At 46.9% G+C, this 18,052-nt stretch carries 12 protein-coding genes; 6 read left to right on the top strand and 6 right to left on the bottom strand.

The annotated features are described in order from the left end of the window. Nucleotides 1-144: 144 nt before the first annotated feature. The 3 genes from BC351_RS07630 (at nucleotide 145) to BC351_RS07620 (ending at nucleotide 5,358) form a co-directional block, all read left to right on the top strand. Nucleotides 145-1,959, top strand: coding sequence for a sensor histidine kinase (locus BC351_RS07630; RefSeq protein ID WP_244208917.1), 1,815 nt, complete (start codon nucleotides 145-147; stop codon nucleotides 1,957-1,959). A 1-nt stretch (nucleotide 1,960) separates the two neighbouring features. Beyond that, entirely contained in the window at nucleotides 1,961-3,568 is a 1,608-nt protein-coding gene (locus BC351_RS07625) for a response regulator transcription factor (RefSeq protein ID WP_079410336.1), read from the top strand. A gap of 107 nt (nucleotides 3,569-3,675) precedes the next feature. Beyond that, the gene (locus tag BC351_RS07620) at nucleotides 3,676-5,358 is read left to right on the top strand and encodes a type 2 periplasmic-binding domain-containing protein (RefSeq protein WP_079410334.1); all 1,683 of its coding nucleotides are present in this window, start codon (nucleotides 3,676-3,678) and stop codon (nucleotides 5,356-5,358) included. A 174-nt stretch (nucleotides 5,359-5,532) separates the two neighbouring features. Here the strand turns inward: BC351_RS07620 and BC351_RS07615 are convergent, their stop codons facing one another. Further along, the gene (locus BC351_RS07615) at nucleotides 5,533-6,738 is read right to left on the bottom strand and encodes a serine hydrolase domain-containing protein (protein ID WP_079410332.1); all 1,206 of its coding nucleotides are present in this window, start codon (nucleotides 6,736-6,738) and stop codon (nucleotides 5,533-5,535) included. 186 nt (nucleotides 6,739-6,924) lie between these two features. Here BC351_RS07615 and BC351_RS07610 point away from each other — a divergent pair, with 186 nt between their 5' ends. Then, nucleotides 6,925-7,512 (top strand): P-loop nucleotide/nucleoside kinase family protein, encoded by a 588-nt coding sequence (locus BC351_RS07610; RefSeq protein WP_079410330.1) that lies wholly within the window; start codon nucleotides 6,925-6,927, stop codon nucleotides 7,510-7,512. A gap of 117 nt (nucleotides 7,513-7,629) precedes the next feature. Further along, nucleotides 7,630-8,649 carry a LacI family DNA-binding transcriptional regulator gene (locus tag BC351_RS07605; protein WP_079410328.1) on the top strand — a complete coding sequence of 340 codons (1,020 nt, stop codon included), beginning with the start codon at nucleotides 7,630-7,632 and terminating at the stop codon, nucleotides 8,647-8,649. Between the two features lie 75 nt (nucleotides 8,650-8,724). Here BC351_RS07605 and BC351_RS07600 read toward each other — a convergent pair whose 3' ends face one another. Beyond that, the gene (locus tag BC351_RS07600; protein ID WP_079410326.1) at nucleotides 8,725-10,485 is read right to left on the bottom strand and encodes a glycoside hydrolase family 2 protein; all 1,761 of its coding nucleotides are present in this window, start codon (nucleotides 10,483-10,485) and stop codon (nucleotides 8,725-8,727) included. A 163-nt stretch (nucleotides 10,486-10,648) separates the two neighbouring features. On the opposite strand from BC351_RS07600, the gene BC351_RS07595 reads away from it, so the two are divergent. Beyond that, nucleotides 10,649-11,557 carry an ArsR/SmtB family transcription factor gene (locus BC351_RS07595; protein WP_079410324.1) on the top strand — a complete coding sequence of 303 codons (909 nt, stop codon included), beginning with the start codon at nucleotides 10,649-10,651 and terminating at the stop codon, nucleotides 11,555-11,557. A gap of 285 nt (nucleotides 11,558-11,842) precedes the next feature. On the opposite strand, the gene BC351_RS07590 is transcribed toward BC351_RS07595, so the two are convergent. From BC351_RS07590 to BC351_RS07575, 4 genes are all read right to left on the bottom strand, one after another. Continuing rightward, complete coding sequence (locus BC351_RS07590) at nucleotides 11,843-13,024, bottom strand: MGDG synthase family glycosyltransferase (RefSeq protein WP_079410322.1); 1,182 nt, start codon at nucleotides 13,022-13,024, stop codon at nucleotides 11,843-11,845. Between the two features lie 15 nt (nucleotides 13,025-13,039). Beyond that, nucleotides 13,040-13,702 (bottom strand): phosphatase PAP2 family protein, encoded by a 663-nt coding sequence (locus BC351_RS07585; RefSeq protein ID WP_144028310.1) that lies wholly within the window; start codon nucleotides 13,700-13,702, stop codon nucleotides 13,040-13,042. A gap of 486 nt (nucleotides 13,703-14,188) precedes the next feature. Beyond that, on the bottom strand, nucleotides 14,189-14,716 hold the full coding sequence (locus BC351_RS07580) for a hypothetical protein (protein WP_079410318.1): 528 nt from the start codon (nucleotides 14,714-14,716) through the stop codon (nucleotides 14,189-14,191). A gap of 129 nt (nucleotides 14,717-14,845) precedes the next feature. Next, nucleotides 14,846-17,521 (bottom strand): YhgE/Pip domain-containing protein, encoded by a 2,676-nt coding sequence (locus BC351_RS07575; RefSeq protein WP_079410316.1) that lies wholly within the window; start codon nucleotides 17,519-17,521, stop codon nucleotides 14,846-14,848. Between the last annotated feature and the right edge of the window lie 531 nt (nucleotides 17,522-18,052).

Raw genomic sequence — 18,052 nt, 5'->3', positions numbered from 1 at the left:
CTCTTACCCCGTTCCATATATACTCATTTGTGTATTTTGAAAATCCCTGATATATATAGTATCAACAAACTCTACCCTGCAACTATAAGACATTGTTAGGATTGATAGGGTTTTGTTAGGGACATTTTCCGGGGGGATCGATCTATGGAGCTACAACGAGGCGCGGCATTCGTCAAAAGAAGAATCGGTTCCAGATTTAGTTTGTTTGCCAAAATGAACGGTTTGATTTTAATTTTATTTATCCCGATTATTATTGTATTTACATATTCCAATCGAATTGCATTCGATGTGATAAGCAAGGACCTTCAGGTATCGAACATCAAGCAGCTTTCTTTCCTATCCAGCCAAATTGACTCGCGGATCAATCAGATGATGGACTTTGTCATGACCTTCTCCAAAGATCCCAATGTTCAGAAATTCAATGGACTCAACATTTGGGAAGACCGCTATGACCGGATGCAGACTAGATTTGTGGTTCAAGAAAAGATGGTGCTGCAGTCCGGCATTATGAACATTTGGCCAGTGAAGTACACGGTTTTTTCCCAACAGAACAAGGAAGCCATCACGAATGCGATTCCCTCCTTCAATTACGACGAGAATTATTTGCAGCGAAATATGACGGGGAAATGGACTTACGGGGATGGAGAAACGGTTAGCTCAGATGGTATGAAAGCCTTTTATTGGTTCTATACGGATTCCTTCGGTCAACAAAATATACTGACTGGAAGCAATTTAATCGTTGAAGCCAGCTTCAGCCATGAAAATATTCAGACGATGCTGGACGCCTACAAAGCAGGCGGTCAAGGAGATCCGTTCTTTTACCATAAAGGAGAAAGTCCGATCCTGAACCGCAGCGCATCCCAGCAGCTATCGAACGACCTTATCCATTATTTGGACGGGCAGTCTTTGGGCGATACGATGCAGCAGGTTGTGAAGCTGTCCGGCAAAAGTTATTTGGTTAGTGCTGTGAAATCACCTCAATTGGATTGGCATCTGGTTGATATCGTACCGCTCGATCAAATATTGGGGCCGATATCATTCAGCCGCAATTTATTCTACTTATCGATGGTCCTGCTTTTTGTGGTTGGCATATCGGCATCCGTGCTGCTCTATCGGAACGTTCAACGCCCGATTCGCAAGCTGATTCGTGGTTTGCAGAGCGTACAGCGGGGAGATTTCTCAGTAAGAATCGACGCCAACGTACAGAATGAATTTTCCTTTTTATTTTACCGTTTTAATGATATGTCGCAGCAAATTCAAGGCTTAATCGAGAATGTACTCAATGAGAAGCTCCGCGCCCGAGATGCAACGCTGAAGCAATTGCAGGCCCAAATTAATCCTCATTTCCTTTACAATTGTCTCGGTTATATCGTGAATATGGCCCAAATGAAGAACGAAGAGGCCGTCGTCTCTATGGCGTATAATTTAAGCGCGTATTACCGTTATACGACCCGAATGGAGCGGCAAACAGCTAATTTGGACGAAGAAATTCGACTGATCGTCAATTATCTGGATATTCAAAAGCTGCGAAACGGCCGAATTCACTATGATATCGATATTCCGGATGAGATGCTCAGCCAACAAGTTCCCCGCTTAATGCTGCAGCCGATCGTAGAAAATGCCGTCATTCACGGGGTGGGAAAATCGTATTCCTCGGGTGAAATTCGAATCAGCGGCGAGATAGCCGATGGCATCTGCAGGATTTATATTGATGACGATGGCCCGGGAATGACGGAGGATCAACAGCAGGCTTTGAATCGTAAAATGCGAGAGCCCTTGCAAGAGAAGATGGGCTGCGGTCTTTGGAATACCAATCAACGAATCATTCACCAATTCGGAGATCACTCTTATCTCTTTTTCACCAAATCACTTCTCGGCGGATTCCGTACAGAAATCATTTGGGAACTTGCCTCCGGAGAAGAACATCGCCATCATCCCTTCATACAAGGAGATTCTTAACATGCAAATGATTATTGTTGACGACGAAGCTCACTGGGTAGACAACCTCTCTATGCACAAACCTTGGCATACGCTCGGCATCGAACAGGTGCATAAAGCGTATTCCGCCCATGAGGCACTTCAAATCCTCGAGACGCATCCCATTGATATTGTCATATCGGATATTCTTATGCCCGAAATGACAGGCATCGAGCTGATAGAGCGCATTCGCTTGTTTGATAAAAAAATAAAATGCATTATTCTGTCCGGTCATTCCGACTTTGAATTTACGAAAGAAGCTGTCCGTCACCAGGCCGTAGACTACCTGCTTAAACCGCCGACAGACAACGAATTGTTTGACGCAGTCAAGGCAGCCATAGATCAACTGAATATGGAGTGGGAAAGCATTAGCTCCTATGAACACACCCTATATACATTACGGGAAAATTTACCTCTTCTCCGGGGGCAGCTTCTCCTTGATGCGTTACAAGGCCACCGGATGCCGGCCGACGAATGGAGTCGCAAGCTGGAAAACTACGGACTACCGTTCCACTTCGGGGAATGCGCATTGCTCCTTGTCCGGATGGAAGAAGAATTCGGACAATATAAAAACAATGGCCAGCATCTGATGGAATATGCCATCATCAACATTGCGGAAGAGATTATTGGCGAATTCGCCGAGGTCTGGGGAGTTAAGGAGGAGCATGGGTATCTTGCTTTTCTGCTTCAGATTAAGGAAGACCAATCGGTCGTCGGGAAAGAAACAAGACTAGAAAAGCTGGCTATGAAGCTTCAGTATAAAGTGAAACAATTTTTGAAGGGCTCTTTATCCATCGTCATGACGGAATGGTTCCGCTTCCCGGACCAGCTGCCAGACCATTATAGACAGGCTTCCGCTTATTTCCGGCAAATCGTTGGGGATGAACAGGAATTCATTATGCGAGTGGGCGACTTTGAGCATGACGTGTCGAAGGGAACTTTGGACGCTATTCATATGCCTCCCTCTTTAATTAACCTGCTTGAGGGGGGCCGCTGGGATGCCGTGGAAGATAAACTGGTTGCTGTATTCGCGGAACTTGATGATCGATGGTCTGAATCTTGGGAGCACTGCATGGAGGCTGGGCATTTAATCGCCTCTTCCTTCACTCATCTTGCGCATCGAAATGGCTATACCTTGACCAAATTACTTGGACCGGAGATTGAGCCTTTGCAAAGCGGGGAGGCTTTCTCCTCCATCAGCAAGCTTAGAAAATGGTCGCTCGGTGTGCTCGATAAGCTTAAGGAGAGTACATCAAATGACATCAAAGATATACGCTCTCTGTATGTCAAAAAAGTCCAAGATTATGCGGAGAAAAACCTGCATCTTGACGTGTCGCTGCGCGCTTTGGCCGACCATGTTAATTTGCATCCAACGCATTTATCCAAAATTTATAAGATTGAAACCGGCGAAGGAATTAGTGAATACATGTCTTCTCTTCGCATGGATCGCGCTCGTCACTTGCTGAAGACTACCGACAAAAAGGTGTATCAAATCAGCATGGACGTTGGTTATATGGACCCTGCTTACTTTATCAAGGTGTTCAAACGCCAATTCGGCGTAACACCGCAAGAATATCGTGATGGGAATTAAATGCATAACAGAGTCCTATGAAAACTAATTAAATCATATAGATACCCACCCTCACCAGTTGGTAAAGTAACACATGTAACGATTTTACACCGTAGGGGGAATCCATAATGGGTACATTCAAAAAATCATGGCTGCTGCTCGCAGCCACTTCACTTATCGTGATCACGGCCTGTACTGGAAAGTCTGCTGACACCGGTCAAACAGACAGTAAGGATGCCAAAAACGCCGCTGTATCCGATGCTGGATTCGCCAAAGGCAAATACGATCCACCAATCGAGATCAGCACTGTCGTCATGTTCACCGCACCTAAGAAGTACGCCAAAGGCGACACCAAAGAAAACAATGTCCACGATCGCTGGATGTTGGAACAACTCGGTATCAAGCACAAAGATACCTGGTATCCTGCCGGCGGAGATCAATATAAGCAGAAACTTCAGTTGGCCATTGCTTCAGGCGAGAAGCTGCCTGATTTCGTATACGTACCTACCGACCCAGTACTAACTAACCAGCTGATCGACTCTGGTCAGTTTATGGCAATTGACACCGTATTTGATAAATATGCCAACCAGATTTGGAAAGACCATGCGACTCAACATCCAGAACTGTGGTACCCTTTCACCAGAAATGGAAAGAAATACAACCTGCCTATTCTTGAATATACCGACAATGACGATACCTTGCTATGGCTCAGGGAAGATTGGATGGAGAAGCTGAATCTTACAGCTCCCAAGACAATTGCTGAGCTAGAAAATGTGATGGATAAATTTAAGAATCAGAACCCGGACGGACTTTCTCCGAAAGACGTCTATCCACTCGCAATTTCCTTGAAAAGCAATACGAACACATGGTTGGGCGGGCTTGATTGGTTATTCGGGGCTTATGGGACGATTGAGGAGCAATGGAACAAGGATGCCAAAGGAAATCTGGAATACGGCTCCATTCATCCAGGTTCCAAGCAAGCGCTTGCCAAACTGCAAGAATGGATGAACAAAGGCTATATTCATCCTGACTCTGCTTTGTGGGATGAGAATAAAACGGGTGAATTCTGGACGAAAGGGAATGCAGGCGTTCTGCCGGGAGCAAACTGGATCCCGGACTGGCCAGGTCCAGATTTATTAAAAAACATAAAAGGATCTAAGTTCAAAGCCTATCCGGTTCCTACAGGTCCAGATGGATTGGCAGGCACGAAGTGGCAAAATGCTGGCGTGAACAGCAGCTTCATGATCAATAAAGATGCTAAGCATCCAGAAGCGATTTTCCTGTATTACAACTACATGCTGGATAACTTGGCCAATCCGCCTGCCGGCAGCAAATTCGAAAACGGCTTTGCCCAAGGTTATGACTGGGACATTGTAGACGGCAAACCAACCAGTGATAAAGACAAAATCAAAGACTTCAGCAATGACTTCACATTCATAACTGGACCGGCGCGGATTCCGGATCTGTATATGAAGACGCTGGTTAAGCTTGCAGACGGCAAGAAGCCGGAGACACCTTACGAGAAACAGCTCGCAGATTTCCGCAAACCGGAAAACTGGTACGCGGCCAAAGTCGTCATGTCGCAAATGGACATTCGCAAGCAAAACTATTTCACCGGTGCAGCGACACCAACCATGATTTCCAAATGGAACCTTCTGCGTCAGTCCGAAATGGAAACCTTCAACAAAATCATCTACGGCAAACTGCCCGTGAATGCGTTTGACGAATTCGTCGCCAGTTGGAAAGCCAATGGCGGAGATCAAGTAACGAAGGAAGTCAACGAGTGGTTCAAGTCTGTTTCCGCAAAATAACTTGCAGCATTGCACAAGCTGAATGAATACCTTGAGACGGGCGAAAGCCCGTCTTTTGGTTATTCCAGCTTCAGCTCCGATTGGAATGCAGGACTGATGCGAGCGTTGCACCTGTAAGCCCAGATGCCAAAAAGGGGCCGCCGCAGCAGCCCCTCCTCTTTATATCACGCATCGTTACGACTCTATTTCCATTTTAAATAAACGTACAGCCCGCTCCAGCTCATCACCGGCGATCACATTCTCCGGCAGCGGATTATCGGCGCGGATCGCTTGCACCACCTGATGCAGCAGGCGTTCAGGCATATCGGCATCATCTGATTCCGCGGTTAATGCCACGACAAGCTGCAGTTCAGGCACGACATAAATCCGTCTTCCGCCAGAGCCAGAGGCATAGAACATCTCGTAGGCTTTTTTACTGCCTTTGATTAATCCTTGCGGCAAGGTTTTGGACCACCAATAGAAGCCGTACCCGCCTTGCGTGCCATTGCTGTAATTCAGCGCTACTTTTTTGTTCAGCGACTCGTGTACCCACGCTTTTGGAATAATCGCCTGACCTTCCCACTCGCCTTCGTTCAAATACAGATAACCAAGCTTAGCCATGTCTCGCAAAGTTAAAGCCATCGCCCACGCACCGATGGTGCGTCCCTGCGGATCATGATTCCAGCTCGTATTGGTGATCCCGAGGGGTCCGAATAAGCGCGATTGGGCATACTCATACATGGTCTCTCCTACAGCCCTACTCAACATGGCAGAGAGCAGATGCGCATCACCATTGCTGTAATTAAACGAAGTCCCTGGCGCAACACGAGCCCTTCGCTCCAATATATATTGAACCCAATCTGGTGAGTACATCATTTCTGTGGATGATTGTTCGTTGTTATTATCCCATGCTATCCCTGATGTCATACTGAGCAGATGCTTGATCGTGATGGTTGATTTCGATGGATCGCTCTCCCATTCAGGAAAGAAATCTGCTGCTTGTTGATTTACACTTTCAAGCTTCCCCTCGGACAAAGCAATACCGATTAGGGCTGAAGTTACGCTTTTGGTTACGGATTTCATATCCTGCGGCAGTTCTGGGTTCGTTCTATCGTTATAGGCTTCTGCTACTAAATATCCGTTTCGAATGACAGCCACACTATGTACGGCTTGATGGCGAAATATTTTGAACATCTTAGCGAGGGCAGACGCATGCATGCCTTGCGACTCCGGCGTTCTCATACTCCACCCTGCGGTTGGCCAATTTGCTTTTTGAAAAGTAGGCCTTTCCGCTTTCGGCATCGTAGCTGACATTTGTTCCATTTGGGTTTCTGCTGCTGACATAGATAGGGTTGACGTGCCCTGTCCACTTCCGACAAGTGGATTCTTTTTGTTTTTCATCTCTATCGAATCCTTCCAGTATGGTTTAACCCCTGTTGAAGCATTTTACTCCAAAGATATGAACCAATTATGGCTTAATCCTTAAAATAAAATAAAATTTAGCTTAAGATTAGCTTAAAATATCCCGTTTTTACCCTCCTGTGTTACAATATTTTCACAAATCTACTTCGGAGGCTACGTATACCTATGCGCAAACTCATCTTTTTCTTAGGTCCTGCCGGCGCAGGCAAAACAACGCTTGCCAAAGCTTGGGCTCGCCATCACGGCGGGGCTTTCCTTGATATGGACACACTCCTGCGTCCCGCGGCAGAAACCATTATGCCCCTTGCCGGGCAAGATCCGGATGATCGGGATTCCCCCATCTACAAAACATATTGCCGCGACTTGGGTTACCGCATTACGATGGACGCCGCTTTAGAGAATCTCGATCTCGGCTTAGATGCCGTTGTCATCGGTCCATTCACCCGAGAACTCTCTGATCCGCTCTGGCTTGGCAACGAACTTTCCAGAATCGGAGCGACTGTTAGCGACGTCACTGTGAGAGCCATTTTCGTTTATCTTCCGAACGAGACCAGCTACCAAGAGCGAATTCGAGCAAGAGGGTCTGTGCTGGATTTGTGGAAGCTGGAGCATTGGCAGCAGTTCAGTCCGTCCCTCCTCCCCAAGGAAATTCAGTGGAACATTGCCCCCTCTTCGATCCTGTATCTGGACAATTCCGGTCCGCCCTCATCCGACAAGCTCAAAAAGCTGGAACAGTTCATTTTGGAAAACTAACCTATTCGGTTCCCTTTTTTTTGTAAAGCACAGTCATCTTTTTTATAACTTTACAAAACTCTCCTTAACTTATAAAATTCAAGTCAGATCCACATCAAGGTTAAGGGGAACACCGCCATGAATTCGAAGACCTCCATGCAAGACATTGCCGATATGCTGGGCATTTCCAAGAATGCTGTCTCCTTGGCTCTCAACCACAAAGCAGGTGTCAGCGAGGAACTGCGTGCCCGTGTTTTTGAAGCGGCGAATCAACTGAAGTACCGGACAGAGTCCAGAAGCAAAAAGAAACAGCAGCATCTGCTCGTCCTTATCCCTGAACATATCCCCCAGGATGCCATCTTTTTCTCCGAGGTGTTCTGGTCCATTGAGAAAAAAGCCAAGGAACATGGCTATAACGCCATCATTTGCGGAGTTGCCGAAGAGATGGAGCAGCAGCTGACACTGCCGGATCTCTACCATGAAATGGTGTTCCATGGCATACTGACAATCGGCGTTTTCCAGCTAGACTATGTCCGTATGCTTCATGATTTGCAGACGCCGCTCGTGACGGTTGACCATTATTACGATAGCCTGCAGCTGGATGCCGTCGTGACGGCCCACACCGAAGAGGCCTATAAGCTTACGGCTTATCTGATCTCCAAGGGCCATCGGGAAATTGGGTTCATCGGAGCAGTTCACTTAGCCAAAAGCTTCAAGGAACGCTGGAACGGATTTCAACAGGCGATGTCAGACGCGGGACTGACCATCAACATGGATCACAGCCTAGTGAATGCTCCATCCCTAGATGCACAAAGCTCCAATATGGACGAGTTGGCCTCCTTTGTCGATGCGATGCCTTCGCTGCCCACAGCTTGGGTATGTGCCAACGATCGTCTTGCTATTTCGCTCATTCAAACGGTGACGTCCAGGGGCTATAACGTACCGAACAATATCTCCATCGCCGGTTTCGACGACATTGAAGCAGCCCAGCTGATCACGCCTCGCCTCACAACGATTCAAGTTCAGCGCGAGCAGCTTGGCTGCGAGGCCGTCGACTTTCTCATTCGCAAAATTGAATATGGCGGGAGCCCCCAGAAAATAGCCATTTATGGAAAACTGATTGAAAGAGACTCCTGCAAACAACTTGACACAATCTAGTGTTCACACACATGCATGTAAAGATAAAAACATCCAAGGCAGAGAATTCACTCTGCATTGGATGTTTTTTTAAATTTACAACTGATTGATTTCACGAATTTTCTCAAAGGCAATTTTCGGCTCACGCTCAATGGTCAACAGTCCATTCAACTCCTGTTGAACATCCGTAAGCTGTGTATAGCAGAAGCCGCACACATAATCCAAATCCCGGATTGCCTGCGTGATATTGCGATATCGCGTAAGGAACTCTTCTTCGGTTTTCACCTGATTCCCATAGCCCCATCCCTTATCCGTGGAGAAAGCAATGCCGCCATATTCACTAATCATCACCGGCTGCCCCTTATAGGCATACCCATCGGCAAAAGGATATTTAATATCGTTATGAATGATCTGATTGCTCAGCAGATGGTCTTTGTCCTTGTAACGCTCAAAGAACACTCGGCCGAGCTCCTCGTAATCATGCAGCGTGATAATGTCAGATATCGTATGCTCCCAACCGTCATTGACAACTACAGGTCTCATAGGATCAAAGGATTTAGTCAAATAATAGATCGCTTCCGTGAATTGCTGCTGCGCCCGGTCCACCTTGATGTTCGGCACGCCCCACGACTCGTTAAAAGGAACCCATGTCACAATGCTTGGATGATTATAGTGCTGCTGCACAACTTCCATCCATTCCCGCGTAAAGTTTTCGACGGCCTCATCGCCAAATTCATAAGTGGCCCCCATCTCCGACCATACGAGCAACCCTTTGCGGTCACACCAATATAAGAATCTGGGATCCTCCAGCTTTTGATGCTTGCGCACGCCATTGAAGCCAAGCGCTATCGTCTTATCAATATCTTCAATTAGTGCTGCTTCTGACGGCGGCGTTAGATGAGACTCTTGCCAGTAGCCTTGATCCAGCAAAAGCTTCTGATAATAAGGCATATTATTAATCAATACTTGCCCTTTCTCAATCGACACTTTCCTGAACCCAAAGTAAGTATACACCGTATCGAGCGGCTTGCCATCCTGCAACAGAACCAATTCCACATCATATAAATGAGGATGATTTGGGTGCCAATGCTTCACTTTCCACTCGCCGATACGATCACTATACAAATGGATATCCGCACTCAGCTTGCTTCGATCTACGGCTAGAAGCGATTCTTTGATTAACTGACCCTCGAAGCGAATAGTCGTTTGTAAAACAAGTCCCTCCAGCTGCTCCACACCTTGCAGATTGTACTGCATTTGCAGCTGATTCTTGTCGATATTCGGGGTCATTTTCACCGATTTCAAATATTGGGGAGCCACATACTCCACCCATACGGATTGCCAAATTCCTGTCGTCTGAATATACCAGCAGCCAAAGTTATCTTTTATCCATCTCTGCTTGCCGCGAGGCTGCATACAGTTGTCACTATCCTGAACGCGCACAGTCACCCGGTTATCACCCGATACTTCCACATAGTCCGTAATATCGAAGGAAAAAGCGGCATATCCGCCTTTGTGCTCGCCCACACTCCTGCCGTTCACCCACACCTGAGCGTGATAATCAACCGCTTGAAAGTGAAGAATGATCCGCTTATTCTGCTGCTCTGCAGGAATCGTGATCGTCCGCTCGTACCAAACATACGGATGAAACTCAGGCTCATTGATGCCGCTAGCTGCGGTTTCATACGTAAATGGGACGGTAATCGTGCGTGTCGAAGGAAGCTTCTCAAACCACTTCTCAGCAACCCCCTCATTCGCATCATCAAAATGGAAATTCCACGTTCCGTTTAAATCTGTCCAAGCCTTCCGTACAAACTGTGGTCTAGGATAATTAGGAATGTAAACATGCGATGTCATTTGGACGACTCCTTTTAATTAGATTAACTTAAAAGTTAATTTAATAACTTTATATTTTATATAATTACTGTAATACGCAGCAAATAACCTGTCAATACCTGTTGTTTAATTAACTTCAAAGTTATACAATGGATAAAAATAATCAGAATGAGGTTTCCGCCCTATGCAGATCGAAGTTTCCACGAAAAACATGTCTTTTCTCGAGTGCTTCTCCTCTGAAACCAGAGTAAACATCATCGAGCTCCTTCAGCAGGAGTCTTTGAACATTAAGCAGCTTTCCCAGCGGCTCGACATTTCCTCGGCCATCGTGACGAAGCATATCCAGAAGCTGGAGCATGCAGGCATCGTAGCCTCCGAAAATTCAACCGGCATCCGCGGCACACAGAAAATCTGCCATCTGCAGCTCGAGCAAGCGGTTCTGCAATTCAAACCGAGAAAGCAGCAGGAGCTGCCAGCTAATACGTTATCCATTCCGATTGGCCAATATTCTTCGTTCGAGGTAAAACCGACATGCGGACTTGCTTCTTCCACTCAACTCATCGGCGTGCTGGATGATCCACGCTACTTCGCGGATCCAGGGCATGTGCATGCAAGCATCCTCTGGTTCGGCAGCGGCTATGTGGAATACCGCATCCCTAACTTTCTACACAGCAACCAAAAGCTGCGTTCCTTGGAAATCTCACTGGAAATTTGCTCCGAAGCGCCAGGTTACAATGAGAACTGGCCTTCTGACATCACTTTCTTTCTCAATGAAATTCCTATTGGCGCTTGGACGAGTCCTGGCGATTTCGGCACCCAGCGCGGCGTCCTTTCCCCTGATTGGTGGAGCAGCGGCAATACGCAGCACGGTCTGCTAAAAGTCTTAACCGTAAGCCCTTCCGGTTCCTATCTGGACGGCACGAAAATCTCCGATGTTACCATCGAGGATTTATCCGTCACCTTCGCCAAAGAGATCAGCTTCCGCATCGCATCGCTCGAAAGCTCCCCAAATTGCGGCGGCATCACCTTGTTCGGCAAGCATTTTGGCAATTACCCGCAGGATATCGTCGTCACCATGCATGAGGATAAGTAACAACGGTTTAGGCGAAGATGCCTAAACGACAAAAAGCCGCCAACCCCACTTCCATAGTGGGTTTGGCGGCTTTTTGTTGATTGCTTGAAAATTGCATCAGCTATCGTCTTCAAGACGAAACTTGACAAATTAAAATTGTAAAGTGAATTCCCTCTCCCTCTTATAGAAAAAGCGAACGTCATTATTGACATGATACTTGACAGAAAAAAGCGATCACATGATTTCCTTCTTTTTTACGCAAAAACAAGGTGTTTTCGCGGCATAAAAAGAGGGAGAAAGCGCCGATCAGCCATTTGCAATAGCGAACTGCACACCCTCCGTGTGAGGGATGAAGTGATGGCGCGTCTCGAAGATAGCATTCAATGTATGAAGCGCATCTTGGTTCTGCTGATTTAATTTCACATTTTGTTTCAGCTTAGATAACAGCGATTGATTGGCGATCAGCTCTAACAGTTGGTTTTTCAATTCCACGGCATTTTTCGCTTCAATGGCCGCCCCTAAACCAACCAGGTAGGCTGCATTACCTTGTTCTTGGCCGGGAATCGGCTTATACAGCATCATCGGGAGCTCCAGTGCAATCGCCTCGGATATCGTTAACCCGCCAGGCTTTGTTACGATCAAATCAGACAGTGCCATCAGCTCATGAATGTGGTCGACGAATCCGGTTACTTTCACATGATGGCGCGTTTTCTCGCCGCCCAGCTCCTCTTCCAGCTGCAGCTTCAGCTTCTCATTGCGCCCGCAGACGAAAACAAACTGTACAGGCACCGCCAAATCATCGGATTGCAATACCGACTTGAACTGCTTGCCAATTAAGCCATGCCCGCCGCCCATAACGAGCACCGTTGGCATTTCGCGATGTAAACCATGCTTATCTCTTAGCGCCAGCCGGTCATATTCTCTTGTAAAGGGCATCCGGATCGGAATCCCGGTCACCACAATGCGCTGCTCCGGCACACGATAGCGCAGCAAAGCTTGCTTCACATGCTCAGCGCCAACCAAATAGCGGTCTGTTCCCGGATGGACCCAATAGCTATGATCTGTGTAATCCGTCATCACCGTTACAGTAGGCACTGTTGTCAGCCCGTTGCACTTCAAGTAAGACATCGCCGCGGCTGCCCCAGGAAATGTGCAGACAACCTCCGTCGGCTTCTCGTCATACAGCAGTTCCAGCATTCGGTCTGTGCTGAACGACTTCATCTTTTTAAACATATGTGAGAACGTATTATCATCCCGTGTTTTACGATATAAGAAGCCATACACAGATGGCAGACTTTTCACCCATTGCATATAGCAGTATTTGCCTAAGGAATGGAGATAAGGATGGGTCCACTCCAAGAAATCAACCACCTTCACTTCCACACCTGGCTTATAGAACCGCGTCGCCTCCAGAATCGCCTGTGCCGCTTTATTATGTCCATCTCCTAAGCTGCCTGTCAGGATTAATAGTTTGTCCCTCTGTTTCATCTTCTAAGCCCCCCGTCATATATTATGCTGCTTTGTATGCACTTTTACTTCAATTGATTTAGCTCCCCAACCTTTGCGAATTCGTTCCACCGCGTATATAACGCCCTCTGCGACCAGAACAGCCCCTACAAGGTCTAACAAAACATGCTGCTTCACAAATAATGTTGATATAATAATGAGCACTGACATGCTCGAAATGGCTATTTTATAACCGACCCTAATGGATTTCGAGCGTAAATAGGCTCTCATCATAAGATAGGAAGTTAAAACATGCGTGCTCGGAAAACAGTTGAAAGGTTGATCCGTGCGATACACCCACTCAACCATCCGCAGCAGCCAATCGGTTACGGTTAGCTCCGGCCGAGGGATAGTGGTTTGATATATAGCATATACCCCGTAGCACAGAAGAAGACCCACTACGAACTCCAAAATAGCAAAAAAATATACGCGGCGATCTTTATAAGCGAGATACAAGAATCCAACAAGTAAAAATCCGTACCATAATAAGTATGGGACAATAAACCCTTTGATAAACGGAATATGCCGATCTAAATCGGTAACTAGACTATAAGCTCTGCCTGTTGCTTGATTTAAGTGAACGTAGATTAGACCCACAAGCGGAATTAACAGCAAAGCACTGCATGCCATCGCATAGGACCACCACGACGCTTTTCTCACATGAACTCCTCGCTCTCCTTTACGTTATCTTCATCTTACAAGAGATCAGCGGTATTCTAAACGCACTAAGGTACTGTCTTTCATTAGCCAAAGGTCGTGAAAAAACCTAGACTAAAGGCTTGTTTTAATTTGTAAAACATACATTTGGCGACTCACCCCAATGAACCTGCAAAAACCTCCAACGAGTTGGAGGTTGGGCATCAAAAGGAACTACGATACGCTATTTCGAGAAAACAAGCGTAAATCTGCGTGAAAGGGAACTCAGGTACGCTATTCGCTTATATTTGGTCCATATAGCTGGAAAATAAAGAAAATAGCGTACCACACTTCCCTTTGCGATGTCATTTGAACCATTTTAGCTAAAATAGCGTACTCCAGTTCCGTTTGGGACTTGCATGCTTCGCAATGTTGCGTATATCCACCCCATCCACCCCGACTATTCCCGTGACTACGCCTGCCTGTTAACACGATCTTCCCCGCTACGCCTCAAGACGAATTATTATTACTCCGCTTTACCCGGCGCACCAGTCCATAACCCAATAATCCAAGTGCGAGCACGAGGATGGAAACCTCAATCCAATTCGTCGACTGGGCTCCCTTGGGAAGCTCCGCATCCTTAATTGCAATCTCTTTTTCCTTCAAAAAATCCAACGCCTTAGCCGCACTTGTCACCTTCTGCATCGGGGTGCAGAGCGGATTCTCCCACCCGCCGCCGTCTTTTTTCCTTAGAAAATACAGATACTGCGTACCTCTCTCACTTGTTCCCCATGTCATATCCTCTTCCACCGAAAGCTTCCGGTCCTGAATGCCCTTGAAACTGTTCAATACAGTGAGCTGGATTTCGTTGCTTTGCCGTTTTCGAACGATATCATCCACATAAGCGATAACAACAGCATCATATTTCTCGTAAGCTTGCTCGATCGAGGGCAGCTGCGCGCAGGAGAGGGCATAAGTATTCGCCGGAAACAGAAATAGGAGTCCAAACAATAGCAGAAGTAGCTTTCTTACCTTCATCAACTTCACCGCCTCTTACATCACTGACGCAATAAAACGCATATAGTTGCAAGATATGGAAAAATTCACAAAAAAACCTAGCCACCGGCTAGGTTTCACTTGTATAGAAACGGTTGTCTCCTGAAGAACCTAGGAAATCAAATTCGTCTTCTTCGCTTTCTCCGCTACTCGCTTCGTATAGCCGCTAAGCGGCTTTTTCAAAGCTAACGCCACAACGTAACAAATCCCAATAAATAGAAAGAGGAACACGACATCTTTAATCACAACAGACCATTGCATGCCGCCCACCGTCTCACGAAGCACCCCAACCGCATAGGTGAAGGGCACGAGAGGATTCAGCTTTTGGAAAAATGACGAAGCCGTGCTCACCGGGAAAGTTCCACCTGAACTGGAAAACTGCAGCACAAGGAAGATAATCGCCACACCTTTGCCTATATTCCCAAAAACCGATACAAGGGTGTAAGTGATGGATATGAACACCGCACTGATGAGCACTGCAAACACAACGAACCAAAACTTATCGACGACATAAGTACCCAGCAGATACAAATCTCCCAAAGTGACGATCAACGCTTGAAAAAAACCAACCGTCAAGAAGATCAGCATCCGCCCAAAATAAATATGATACGATTTGAGCTTCCCATCCGGGTTATCCACATCGACTCTCATCAGGGATACAAGCAGCATAGCGCCTACCCACAGAGACAGCGTTGTGTAAAAGGGCGACATCGCCGAGCCATAATTCGGAATGGGGAATCTTTTATCCTCTTTAATCAATACCGGATTCGATAAGAAATCACTTTGCTTCTGGATATCGTTCTGGAGCAAACGAAGAATTTCCTCGATGCTGCCTCCGCCCTCCACCTTGCGGATCTGATCAGCCGCTCTATGCACCGCCGCTTCGAACTCCGGCAAATCGCTGCGCACCAGATTGGCGGCCAGATGCACCGCATCCTCCACCTCAGGGAATTTCGTCTGGTAGAGATCGGCAACCTTGCGGATTTCATCCTCCGCGGCCGGCAGATCGTTGCGAACAAAATTCGATGCCTCATGCAGCTTCTGCTCAACTTTGGGCAGATCGTTCTGAATGAACGGCACAGCCTCGTTAATCCCTGTCGTGAACGCTGCCAGCTTGCTTTGCAGCGTGGAAGACGCTTCGTGCACCTTCGCCCGAATGTCCGGCAGATCCTTCTGCAGCGCGTCCAGCTGCGTCTGCGCGAAATGAATCCCGCTCTGCGCATCCAGCAATATTTCTTTGATATTCGGCAGTTGGGTTTTCAGTGTTTGAAGCACACTCGCCGCATTCTGGGCGACCGATTTGATTTGAGCCAAAGCCTTCGTCATATTCGGCACAATCTCGCTATCGTAGCGGCCTAGCAAGCCTCCGATAGCGCCGCTTGCCTCTTTGGACAACGTATTCAAGTTATCCACCAAATCCTTGGCTGGCTTCTCGCCGCGTTCAATGGCGTTTTGCAGCTTGCCCAGCGCTTGAATTTGGTTGTTCATATTCGTTTTAATGCTTGTTAGCCTTGTGATATTGTCACTGAATGGCGCGTTCGGCAAATAGGTATTTAACCGCGTGTAGAGGTCAATCGTTCTGTCGATCACCGCAACGCCGGTTGTCAGCTGCTTGCTAAGCACCGCCATCACCGGGAGCACCTTTTGCGGGTCTATATTGACATCCTGCAGCAGCCCCGTCAACTGGGTAACTGCATCTGCCGTCTGCTGCAGCAGGATCAAATTCTGCTTCACCACAGGAATCAGCGCCTGGAAAGCCGCGTCATTCTTCTGTAAATAGTCGGCAAGCTGATCAGCGAAAGCCCCGCCCTGCGTAGCAATCGCGTCAATCTTCGGCAATGTGCTGATCGCCGCATTCACGATTTCATCCGCTTTCCGAGATTTATCGATGGCCGTATTGAGCGCATCCCCGACCTTATCGAAATTCTGATCCAGCTCCGCAATGCGATCAGCCGCTTTCTGAATCTCAGGGAGCTTTTGCTGAAGGAGCAGAACCTCCTGCGCCACAGACTGAATCTTCGGCCAGCGCTCCTCAATCTTCAGAATAGTGTCTGCCGCCCGATTAATATCAGGAATTTTCTGTTCTAGATCGATGATCTTCTGACCCTTTTGTTTAATCTCGGGCAGCTTTTGTTCAATTTCAAGCGCCTTGTTCCCCATCGCCTGAATATCCGGCAAACGTTTCTCCAGCTCGAATACCTTCGTCTCCATATTGCGAATCGTTGGCAGTTCTTTCTCGAAATCGATGCCCAGCGCTTTCATTCGCGTAAGAATCGAGCTGCTCACAGTTTTAATGAAATTTTCACTGATTTGCTGCGTGACACTGGAGGCGCCTTTGCTTGTGATTTTGGGCGCTACCGCGTTGATCTTCTCATTAACTGTGTAAAGAATTTCCGGCTTTTCCATAGTGCCATCTACGATACTCGTGATTTTCTTGGAGAAGTCCGCTGGAATAATCAAGCTTGCATAATAATCCCCACGTTCAACGCCGTTGAGCGCGTCCTGTTCGTTCACGAACGTCCACCCGAGCGTATGATTGTTTTTCAGATTATCCACAACCTCGTTTCCGATATTAATGGACTTATCCTCAACCGTAGCTCCTTGATCATTGCTCGTCACCGCAATCTTGATACCCGACGTATTCGAATAGGGGTCCCACATCGCCTCAAGGTTAATCCATGCATAAACAGATGGTAAGATAGCAAGTGCAATCATGAGAAAAAGACCTGTGGGCACTTTCCACAAGTTCATAAGATCTGTTCGATAAATACTGAAAATCTTCTTCATCGATGCTCCACCGCCCCTTCGCATTTGGTAGTTAATGTAACCTGACATTCTTATAACCATACAAAATTGTTGAAAAGTCTGCAAGCCTTATGATTACGCAGGTGTGGATAACTTTAGCTGTGGATATGTGCACAACAATAGAATAACCTTATGCACAGCCCCTTCTGTGGACATGTTGATACTGTGGGTAACTATGTGGATAAGTTGGGAAAAGCGTGAATAAGCTGCCTAGCCAGGAGGATGAGGGGTTGAATGTGGTGAAAAAGAGGGAGGGACTCGGTTCTCCTGATCGTAGAAACCTGCAGAAGTGCAGGAATTTCCGTGCGAATTCGGCTAAAATAGGTAGATTCCTGCAATTGTGCAGGTATTTTCATCTTTTTCAGCCTCTCATCCAAAAAAAGCCTCAAAAACATGTACAAATGCAGGCATTTCATGATTGAGGCTATTCCAAGAGTAAAAAAGATGCACAAATGCAGGTTTATAAAAACTTGGAGCTAGAATTCAACTGTACTAGCATCAGGCGGAACTGTT

Source organism: Paenibacillus ferrarius, from assembly GCF_002027705.1.
In the GTDB taxonomy this organism is placed as follows: Bacteria; Bacillota; Bacilli; order Paenibacillales; family NBRC-103111; genus Paenibacillus_E; species Paenibacillus_E ferrarius.
The sequence above is the reverse complement of the archived record's forward strand: the minus strand, read 5'-3'. Positions and strand labels throughout refer to the sequence as shown.

Bases quoted from the DNA above. Each gene is read 5' to 3' on its own strand.
- BC351_RS07575 (WP_079410316.1), bottom strand. From the start codon at position 17,521: ATGAAGAAGATTTTCAGTATTTATCGAACAGATCTTATGAACTTGTGG.
- BC351_RS07595 (WP_079410324.1), top strand. From the start codon at position 10,649: ATGCAGATCGAAGTTTCCACGAAAAACATGTCTTTTCTCGAGTGCTTC.
- BC351_RS07625 (WP_079410336.1), top strand. From the start codon at position 1,961: ATGCAAATGATTATTGTTGACGACGAAGCTCACTGGGTAGACAACCTC.
- BC351_RS07620 (WP_079410334.1), top strand. From the start codon at position 3,676: ATGGGTACATTCAAAAAATCATGGCTGCTGCTCGCAGCCACTTCACTT.
- BC351_RS07590 (WP_079410322.1), bottom strand. From the start codon at position 13,024: ATGAAACAGAGGGACAAACTATTAATCCTGACAGGCAGCTTAGGAGAT.
- BC351_RS07615 (WP_079410332.1), bottom strand. From the start codon at position 6,738: ATGAAAAACAAAAAGAATCCACTTGTCGGAAGTGGACAGGGCACGTCA.
- BC351_RS07630 (WP_244208917.1), top strand. From the start codon at position 145: ATGGAGCTACAACGAGGCGCGGCATTCGTCAAAAGAAGAATCGGTTCC.
- BC351_RS07600 (WP_079410326.1), bottom strand. From the start codon at position 10,485: ATGACATCGCATGTTTACATTCCTAATTATCCTAGACCACAGTTTGTA.
- BC351_RS07580 (WP_079410318.1), bottom strand. From the start codon at position 14,716: ATGAAGGTAAGAAAGCTACTTCTGCTATTGTTTGGACTCCTATTTCTG.
- BC351_RS07610 (WP_079410330.1), top strand. From the start codon at position 6,925: ATGCGCAAACTCATCTTTTTCTTAGGTCCTGCCGGCGCAGGCAAAACA.
- BC351_RS07605 (WP_079410328.1), top strand. From the start codon at position 7,630: ATGAATTCGAAGACCTCCATGCAAGACATTGCCGATATGCTGGGCATT.